Genomic DNA, 4,238 nt, shown 5'->3' on the forward strand with positions numbered 1-4,238 from the left:
CTTCGGCAAAGCGCACATGTTCGCGCGAACTTGTGTCAGGCCGCGCCGAAACATCACATGTTCACGGAGCCGGAGTCGCGGAGGGTTACGTGGCGTGGGCCGTTGTATGGGGCCAGCGACAGTACCGTTTGCGGCATCCGCAGCCGGGCGTCCTGAAGGTACATCTCCCGTGCCTGCTCGAAGTCTCCAGTCCCGGCCGTTACTTCCGCGATCTGGTCGTAGAGTTCCCGGTCTGCGTCGGTGATTCCGCTGTCAATGTCGGCGATCGCGCCCCAGATGTCCCACACCAGTGGTTCCGCCTTGTTCAGGGCGGCGATGTCGAGTAGAAGGTTTCCGGCCACGAAGTTCTCTCCGGACATGATCCGATCCGGGAGTTTGAGCCCGAAGGTCTTCGGATCCGCATCGCCTTTGCGAATCATCCGCCAGGCCGTGCCGGCATCCAGGAAGCGGTCACGCGGAATGTCAACGGGGTCGAAGCCCAGGTCGAGCGGGCTGGCGATCACCGGATCGGTGACCTGCGGATCGGCCAGACACCACCCTCGCTGCTCGTCCCAGTACTCGCTGATCATGTGGTCGTGGTGAAAGCCATCGCGGCCGAAATAGTCGGCGAAGCCGGATCGGACTCGAGCCGGGATTCCCTGGTGGCGGAGGAAGGAGCAGAACAGGAGCGCGAAGTCGCGGCATGTGCCGACGAAGCGGTCGTCCAAGCCGCGGCCCTGGGGCAACGGGGCGTCGTTGCGCTCGACGATGATGGCCAGGATGTTGTCGATATAGCGGGTTTCGGCGTCGTTGTGGAGCCGCTCGGGCAGGATGCCGTAGTGGTAGTTACCGCCTTCCCACCGGTGGATCATCAGATCGCGGGTGATGCGCGCGAGTCGCGCGGGTTCGGGCGGCAGGTCGGCATACAGCATGGCAAAGGTGCCTGGCGTCGAAAAGCTGCTGTGGTTGGCATAGAAGGCTGCGATGTCGGGCGTCAGACAGGCGAACTGCTTGGATGCCCCGTAGAGATCAGGCATGCTCTCGTCTCAGGTGGGTGGGCGTTCGCCGATGGGGAGTCGTTCCTCATCGACGTGATCGGCTAGATAGATCATGACGCCTTCGGGGTGCATCCCGAAGGCTGCGGTGACGAGTTTGGCGTCCATGGTGTTGACCAGGTCGATCAGGCGGGTGGAGCGAAGCATCCGCGGTGAGATACCGGCTGGGTCCAGGACATGGCTGACATAGGCGACGGAGGCCGGGCTCCGGCCCGCCTTGGTGCCCTTGGTGACTATCAGATGCGGGTTGCCGGTGTGCTGGTTCTCGCGATGGGCCATGCATCGCTGCACGGTGCTCCAGCTGGCCGGATCCAGGGGCACGAGGTGGGGGCGTTGCCCGAGACGGATGGCACGGTTGCCGGGATCGATGTCGTCCAGGCGCAGGTGACGGATTTCGCTGCTGGAGGCGCCATGCAGCAGGGCGAGGATGCCCAGCAGAGCCTCGTGCGGGTGGACAGCCGGGTCGGTGATCCATCTCCGGAAGAGGCGTCGCTGCTGGTCGAGAGTGAGGGTCTTGCCGATGAAGCCCTTGGCCGCCTTCGCCGACAGTCCGCCGGTGGGATCGATCAGGATCATCTTGTGGGTTTTGGCGAAGCGGAAGAACTGCCGGGCGATCTGCAGCCGCCGGGGCCGGTTCTTGGGCTGGGCGGCCAGGAACGCCTCGATGTCGTGCACGTCGACCAGGGCCCAGTCCTGCTTTCCACGCCCGCTGACGTGCTGGGCCAGATCGCGCAGGGTGGACAGCTTGATGTCGAGGGTGACGTCGGCACGGGGCAGTGTCCCGGCCCGTCGGGCGCGCTCGCGGGAGCGCAGCAGGAAGGTGTTGAAGGCCTCCGCCGCAGGCCGCAGCGGCTCGGGGACGGCGTCGATCCGTCGGCGACGGCGTCCGGCGGCCAGCCGTTCGGCGTGATCGGTGGCCAGCGCCAGACCGCGTTCGACGAAGAAGATCTCCAGCCCTCGGGCCAAGGGTCCCATCGAACGGCCAGGCAGCCGGGCCCGCTCCAACAGGGCTTGGGGGTGGTTGGGATGTTCGTCGTCCAGCAGCCGTCCCAGCTGGCCAATCAGGACGCAGGCTCGGGCCGGAGAGTGGCCGGCGGCCAGGTGGCCGATGAGCTCGCCCAGCCAGGGAGGCGGGTCGGCCAGCCGGGCGATGAGGTTCTCACCGGCGACGAAGGGTCGTTCGGGGCGGCGCTGCCAGCAGGCCGAGCACAGGCCGTGGCCGGCATGCGGGCGCAACTGCCCGCAGTCGTCGCAGACGCGCGGCGGGTCCTTGGTCTGGCGAGGACGTGAACAGGTCCCGCACCAGCCGGTGGATGGGCGCAGATAGCCCGGGCGGCCGCAGCGCGGGCACGGTTGTTGCGCCGCTCGCTGCCGAGCCTTGCGGCTGCAGTCCCGGCATAGCGTCGCCTCCGGCGAGCGGACGGGATGCCCGCACTCGGTGCAGACGCGTGAGCACGTGATGCACCGGCCGGTGTCGGCCTGCAGTACTCGTTGTTTGCCGCAGTCCGGGCAGGACGCCTTGGCGGCCGCTTCGTTGAGCCGTCTGAGGCAGCGGCAGCAGTGCAGGCGGCCGATGATGCCGACTGGGCCGCCGCAGTCCACACAGTCGCGTTGCCGTTGGCCCATCGCCGTCCTCCTGCTCAGGTCACAGTGGCGGCATAGACCGGCCGCCGCTGGTGGCGGCCTTGGGCTCGGTCGCCGGCTGCGGCGGGCGGGCGGGCTGCTCGACTGGGGTGGTGTCCACCTCGATCAGGTCGTTGGGGCTGCACTCCAGCGCGGTGCACAGCGCGGCCAGGGTGGACAGCTTGACCTGGGTGGGCTCCTTGGTCAGCAGCGCCGACACCGATGCCGCCGACAGTTCCAGCCCGGCTTTGTCGGCCAGCAGCCGCCGCAGCTGGGCGCCGGTCCACACCTCGCGCTGCGCGGCGGCCATGCGCAGTTTCCACCGGATCTTCATGCGGTCGGGTCTCCCTGTCCGGTCAGCTCGCCCAGGGTGCTGGTCACCGCCCGGCGATAGGCGTCTTCGATGAAGGTGGCCGAGGGCCGGACATAGCGCATCGTCGAGCTCACCGTCCAGTGTCCGAGCAGTTGCTGGATGGCCACCAAGTCCACGCCGCGCTCGTAGTTGTGGGTGGCACACGCCCGGCGCAGCGCATGCGGGCTGAACCACTCTTCCTTCGGCCGTCCCTCCAGCTGCATGAGATAGCGCAGCCGGTTACGGATGGTGCCGCGATGCAGGGCCCCGCCGGACTCATCGGCGAACAGCACCGGCGAGTCGGGGAAGCGGCCGCGCACGTCATTGAGGAACCAGCGCAGCACCAGGTCCAGCCCGTCCAGCATGGGCACCCACCGCGGCCGCGGTCCGGAGGTGCGGGCGCCCTTGCCGAAGCGGACATGCAGCTTGCCGAATGGGCCCCGGGTGAAGTGCACGTCCGGCCGGTCCAGCAGCGCGGCTTCCTCCGACCGCAGTCCAGCGTGATACAGGGTGCGAAACAGCGCGTAATCCCGCGCCGCCGGGCCGTACTTGCGGGCAGTGGCGATGCGATCCTTGAGGAAGTCGAAGAATTCGCTCACCCGCTCCGGCGTCGGCGGCGGCAGCTCGGCCGGTGAGTCGTCGCCGACATGCCGGGAGGCGTTGAACTCATCCACCGGGCAGACCAGCCGCACCCCGAACGCGGCCTCGATCTCAGCGGCCTTGCGCACCTGCAGAAACCGGTGAAAGCCCTTGAAGATCTGCACATACTCGCGCCGCGTCGAGGCGGCGCGACCGGCCACCGCCAGGTCGCCGACCACTCGGTCGATGTCTTCGGGGGTGACCTCCCAGGCCGGACGACCCAGTGCGGCCAGGGTCCGCTCCAGCAGCCCGGTGTCGTTCTCGATGGTCACCGGGCTGAACCCACGAGCGGCCCACGACGCCACGAACGCCTCGACGCATCGCGCCTGATACTCCATCGGATCGCTGCCCAAAGGCTCGGGCGGGAGCGCCCCGCCCTCCAGCACCCGCAGTCGAGACCGCGCCACCAGCACACCTTCCTCACACCAGAAGAATGAAGGCAGCGCCTAACATACGCCTCTCACACCTCACGAATCAGGGAAATGAGAAAGAACCAGGAACCCCCAGCTAGCAGCCAGAATCCTCTGACACGAACATGTGCCACCCCCAGATGGCTGGACCAAGACCTTCACCGACCCCCGGCTATGCGC

Annotated in this window: 4 protein-coding genes; all 4 read right to left on the bottom strand. The window is 67.7% G+C overall.

Going from position 1 to position 4,238, the window contains the following annotated elements:
• Positions 1–53: 53 nt before the first annotated feature.
• Genes FH608_RS51030 through FH608_RS51045 form a run of 4 tightly spaced genes read right to left on the bottom strand, consistent with a single transcriptional unit; the run spans position 54 to position 4,055 of the window.
• Positions 54–1,016, bottom strand: coding sequence for a transglutaminase-like domain-containing protein (locus tag FH608_RS51030; protein WP_139638450.1), 963 nt, complete (start codon positions 1,014–1,016; stop codon positions 54–56).
• Positions 1,017–1,025: 9 nt separating this feature from the next.
• On the bottom strand, positions 1,026–2,660 hold the full coding sequence (locus FH608_RS51035) for an integrase (protein ID WP_139638451.1): 1,635 nt from the start codon (positions 2,658–2,660) through the stop codon (positions 1,026–1,028).
• Between the two features lie 19 nt (positions 2,661–2,679).
• The gene (locus FH608_RS51040) at positions 2,680–2,991 is read right to left on the bottom strand and encodes a helix-turn-helix domain-containing protein (protein ID WP_139638452.1); all 312 of its coding nucleotides are present in this window, start codon (positions 2,989–2,991) and stop codon (positions 2,680–2,682) included.
• Positions 2,988–4,055: a tyrosine-type recombinase/integrase gene (locus tag FH608_RS51045; RefSeq protein ID WP_226900761.1), complete on the bottom strand. Its 1,068-nt coding sequence runs from the start codon at positions 4,053–4,055 to the stop codon at positions 2,988–2,990. The genes FH608_RS51040 and FH608_RS51045 overlap by 4 nt, the downstream gene beginning before the upstream one ends.
• Positions 4,056–4,238: the final 183 nt, after the last annotated feature.

The sequence above is a fragment of the Nonomuraea phyllanthi genome, assembly GCF_006334985.2.
In the GTDB taxonomy this organism is placed as follows: domain Bacteria; phylum Actinomycetota; class Actinomycetes; order Streptosporangiales; family Streptosporangiaceae; genus Nonomuraea; species Nonomuraea phyllanthi.

What these genes read in the sequence shown, in the direction of transcription:
- FH608_RS51030 (WP_139638450.1), bottom strand. Translation starts at nt 1,016, where the DNA reads ATGCCTGATCTCTACGGGGCATCCAAGCAGTTCGCCTGTCTGACGCCC.
- FH608_RS51035 (WP_139638451.1), bottom strand. Translation starts at nt 2,660, where the DNA reads ATGGGCCAACGGCAACGCGACTGTGTGGACTGCGGCGGCCCAGTCGGC.
- FH608_RS51040 (WP_139638452.1), bottom strand. Translation starts at nt 2,991, where the DNA reads ATGAAGATCCGGTGGAAACTGCGCATGGCCGCCGCGCAGCGCGAGGTG.